Origin of the sequence: Proteus sp. fly-1067, assembly GCF_040139345.1 — a bacterium.
Taxonomy (GTDB): domain Bacteria; phylum Pseudomonadota; class Gammaproteobacteria; order Enterobacterales; family Enterobacteriaceae; genus Proteus; species Proteus vulgaris_B.
In genome coordinates, this window is sequence record NZ_JBEEUL010000029.1 from 1 (window position 1) to 4,299 (window position 4,299).

General features: G+C 36.6%; 3 protein-coding genes, 4 tRNA genes and 1 pseudogene. 1 reads left to right on the plus strand and 7 read right to left on the minus strand.

The genetic code is table 11. The features are described from left to right. The 5 genes and pseudogenes from ABN217_RS18595 to ABN217_RS18615 form a co-directional block, all read right to left on the minus strand. Positions 1-78 (minus strand): annotated as a pseudogene (locus ABN217_RS18595) (GTP-binding protein); the annotation flags it as partial. Positions 79-199: 121 nt separating this feature from the next. Continuing rightward, positions 200-275 (minus strand) — tRNA-Thr (locus ABN217_RS18600). A gap of 5 nt (positions 276-280) precedes the next feature. Beyond that, positions 281-355: transfer RNA gene (locus ABN217_RS18605), tRNA-Gly, on the minus strand. Positions 356-437: 82 nt separating this feature from the next. Continuing rightward, positions 438-522: transfer RNA gene (locus tag ABN217_RS18610), tRNA-Tyr, on the minus strand. 13 nt (positions 523-535) lie between these two features. Continuing rightward, positions 536-611: transfer RNA gene (locus tag ABN217_RS18615), tRNA-Thr, on the minus strand. 436 nt (positions 612-1,047) lie between these two features. Here ABN217_RS18615 and coaA point away from each other — a divergent pair. Beyond that, the gene (coaA, locus tag ABN217_RS18620) at positions 1,048-1,995 is read left to right on the plus strand and encodes a type I pantothenate kinase (RefSeq protein WP_072071181.1); all 948 of its coding nucleotides are present in this window, start codon (positions 1,048-1,050) and stop codon (positions 1,993-1,995) included. A gap of 121 nt (positions 1,996-2,116) precedes the next feature. Here coaA and birA read toward each other — a convergent pair whose 3' ends face one another. Then, on the minus strand, positions 2,117-3,079 hold the full coding sequence (birA, locus tag ABN217_RS18625; protein WP_072071179.1) for a bifunctional biotin--[acetyl-CoA-carboxylase] ligase/biotin operon repressor BirA: 963 nt from the start codon (positions 3,077-3,079) through the stop codon (positions 2,117-2,119). Beyond that, positions 3,076-4,110, minus strand: a complete 1,035-nt coding sequence (gene murB / locus ABN217_RS18630) for a UDP-N-acetylmuramate dehydrogenase (RefSeq protein ID WP_196554956.1) — start codon at positions 4,108-4,110, stop codon at positions 3,076-3,078. The genes birA and murB overlap by 4 nt, the downstream gene beginning before the upstream one ends. Positions 4,111-4,299 lie beyond the last annotated feature (189 nt).

Genomic DNA, 4,299 nt, shown 5'->3' on the forward strand with positions numbered 1-4,299 from the left:
AGTTTTACCGTGGTCAACGTGGCCGATAGTACCAACGTTAACGTGCGGTTTTGAACGTTCAAATTTTTCTTTAGACATTTAAATTGTCCCTCTAAGACACGGAATCGGTGGTTACACCACATCAACCAAGCAGTAAGTAAATTAGCGATTTGCTATTGCTTGTTAAGATTTTAATCAGGGAGGCAAGAACATGAAGGAGTGGTGCTGATAGGCAGATTCGAACTGCCGACCTCACCCTTACCAAGGGTGCGCTCTACCAACTGAGCTATATCAGCACATCTGGAGCGGGCAGCGGGAATCGAACCCGCATCATCAGCTTGGAAGGCTGAGGTAATAGCCATTATACGATGCCCGCAGAACTCGGCTACCTGACTTAAAATCAGCTTTGTATTCTACTCAAGAGTTTACTATTTGAAAACACTTAAGTAAGGAATTAATGGTGGTGGGAGAAGGATTCGAACCTTCGAAGTCTGTGACGGCAGATTTACAGTCTGCTCCCTTTGGCCGCTTGGGTATCCCACCAACTAAATTTTAATGGTGCCGGCACCAAGAGTCGAACTCGGGACCTACTGATTACAAGTCAGTTGCTCTACCAACTGAGCTATGCCGGCTAAGTGGTGCGCATTCTAGGAGGACTTTCATCATGATGCAACAAAAAAATTGCGATATTTGTTCTTTTGCTTAGATTTTGTTCATTTTTGATTGAATTGTTGATTTTTTAGGAAAAAAACGACCAAAATGACAACAACAATTCAGGATAAATTCGAATTCTAATTTATCTTTTAAGCCCTTAAATTTATTGTACTCAATAAATTTTTAGAAAAAAATTCATTACACACTCACTAGTCTACGCTAAAAAATAATTTTCATGTCTATTTTTTATACTTTTTTTACAAATTTATTCAGTTCGCGTCAAAAAAAGTAGAAAAATTTTAAAAATATCTACGCCAATGAAGCATGACTCGTTATGATGCTGTTTATTTTTTATCGGATACGGGTGTTTTAAACAGCCTGTCCAACCTGCGAAGACTAGGCAGATGTTGGCTTATGAATAACAAAGAACGCTTTATAACCCCTTATTTAGAATTTGACAGAAAGCACTGGGCAACGTTAAGAGACTCCGTTCCTTTAACGCTAACAGAGAAAGAAATTGCAGACTTAAAAGGAATTAACGAAGAAATTTCCATTGATGATGTTATTGAGATTTATCTTCCTCTTTCAAGATTACTCAATTTTTACATTAGCTCTAACTTACGCCGTCAAGCCGTCTTAGAGCAATTTCTTGGCACAAGAAGCGCTAAAATTCCATATATTATTGGTATCGCGGGCAGTGTTGCTGTTGGTAAAAGTACGACAGCTCGCTTGCTACAAGCACTTTTAACGCGTTGGCCAGAACATCGTAAAGTAGATTTAATTACTACTGATGGTTTTCTTTTACCTAATGCAGAGTTAAAGAAACGTGGGATAATGAAGAAAAAAGGATTTCCTGAATCCTATGATATGCATAGCCTCGTCTCTTTCGTTTCTGATATAAAATCAGGTAAGAAACAAGTGACAGCTCCTGTCTATTCTCATTTAGTGTATGACATCATTCCAGATAAGAAACAGGTTATTGAGCAACCTGACATCTTAATTCTTGAAGGATTGAATGTATTACAGAGCAATCAAGATTATCCTCATGATCCACATAATGTTTTCGTATCAGATTATGTAGATTTTTCTATTTATGTTGATGCTGAAGAAGAATTACTAAAACACTGGTATATCAGTCGCTTTTTAAAATTTAGAGAAGGTGCATTTACTGATCCTGAATCGTATTTTAATAATTACTCTAAATTAAGCAGAGAAGAATCTATAGAAATAGCCTCATCCATTTGGCAAGAAATTAATGGATTAAACTTAAAACAAAACATTTTGCCAACAAGAGAAAGAGCAAGTTTGATCTTAACCAAAGGTCATAATCATACAATTAGTAACGTTAGATTACGTAAATAAAACTGAACAATTATTTGCTAATTTCTTCTAGCTCTAAATAGATTTAATAATATAAATAACAAAAAAGCTTTCCCATTAGAGAAAGCTTTTTCAATTCAGACATTCGACGCAATTTAAAACATTACGATGCACTTCTTAGTGAAATTTCACCACCTATATAAGGTGTAATTTTACCATCTTGCTCTAAAAGTAAAGCTCCTTGATCATTAATACCCTTAGCAATACCAAAGATTTCTTTTTCACCAATAATGAGCTTTACCCGTCTATGCATAAAATTATCTAAACTTTTCCAACGTTCTATAAAGATAGATAACCCTTGTTTTTCAAACTGAATAAATGCTTCTCTTAATGCATTAGTAATTTCACAAGCAAGTTCATTTCTGTCAATCCTAATACCGACTTGCTCTAAATTAATCCATTGTTGGTTAATTACTTCATTTTGATTTTTACTCATCGCAATATTGATACCAATTCCCGTTACAATATGAGCAACATCACCCGTCTTCCCTGTTAATTCAACAAGAATACCTGAAAGCTTTTTATCATTTAAATAGAGATCGTTAGGCCATTTTACTTTAACGCCATCTGCACCAAGTTTTTGTAATACTTCGGCCATAATAACGCCAACAACCAAACTCAGTCCTATTGCTGCTGCAGGTCCTTGATCGAGTTTCCAATACATACTCAAATATAAATTTCTACCAAAAGGCGAAATCCATTGGCGTCCTCTTCTACCTCGTCCAGCAGACTGATATTCAGCAATACAGACATCACCCGATTTTAATTCGCTAATACGTTGGATCAAATACTGATTTGTAGAATCTATAACAGGAATAACGCTAGCCGGCTCACCTTTAATATTCTGATTCACAATATCTGCGTTCAGTAAGTTCATTGGCGCATCTAATTGATAACCTTTTCCTGCAACCGTCTGAACGTCGATACCCCAGCTACGCAATGTCTGAATATGTTTATTAATGCCTGCACGAGTCATTCCTAAACTTTCGCCTAATTGCTCTCCTGAATGAATATTTCCATCAGCAAGAATTTTAATTAATAATAAAGGGGTTGGTGTTTCTTTCATGAAATAGCATCCACAGCATTGATTTCACCATATTGGCCAATAAAGCGAACTTCTGGCTCTAATTTTACACCGAAGCGTTCTGAGACTTTCTGGCGAATATATGCAGCTAAGCTCACAATATCCTTACCTGTCGCATTGCCTTCTTTATTAATAAGTACCAGCGCTTGTTTAGTGTGGACTGCCGCACCACCAATTTGATGCCCTTTAAGACCACATTGATCAATCAACCAACCAGCGGCAAGCTTCACACCATCTCGCTGTACATATTGAGGACAAAATGGATATTCTGTTTTTAGTTGTTGTGCAATACGAATATCAACAATCGGATTTTTAAAAAAACTTCCAGCATTACCCGTTATTTCTGGATCTGGTAGCTTGCTCGTTCTCATTAAGCATACAGATTCGAACACATCCTTTGGTGTAACAGTTTCTAATGATAATTTTGATAAATCACCATAAGTAAGAATAGGTTCCCATTTTTTACTTAGTAGTAAACCGACAGCAATAATAGCAAAGCCTTGCTGATAATGATGTTTGAAAATGCTATCGCGATAACCAAACTCACACTCTTCATTTGTTAGTCGGCTAATATTACCTGTACTTAATTCAACAATGTCAACATAGGCACAAACATCTTTCAGCTCTTTACCATAAGCACCAATATTTTGTATTGGCGCAGAACCAACATTGCCTGGGATCAACGCTAAATTTTCCAGCCCATAGATGTTTTTTTCTAACAGATATTCAATAAGCGCATGCCAACTCTCGCCAGCGCCAACATGAACAGACCAATATTGTGCATCTTCAGTAATTTCAATGCCTGCAATACAGTTACGGATAACAATACCATTAAAATCTTCAGTAAATAGTACGTTACTACCGCCACCTAGAATAAGGGTTGGTAATCTCTTCTCATGGGCATTTTGCCAATATGTACAAAGCTCATCTTTATTATTTGCAGTTTCTATTTGGTGAGCTTTTGCTCTCAAACCAAATGTATTAAATGCTTGCAATGAAACCGATTCTTTCATGAAAGTCTACCTCATTTAGCTGATAGCTTAGTTTAACAGCCAAGCATCGTCGAGGATAGCAAAGTGATAAGTGATTAGAGGAGAGAAAATATATTTGTATTTTAAATGTCTTAAACGCAAAAAAGCCAACCCATTGGGTTGGCTTTCTCGTCTTATTTAATGCCTGGCAGTTCCCTACTCTCACATGGG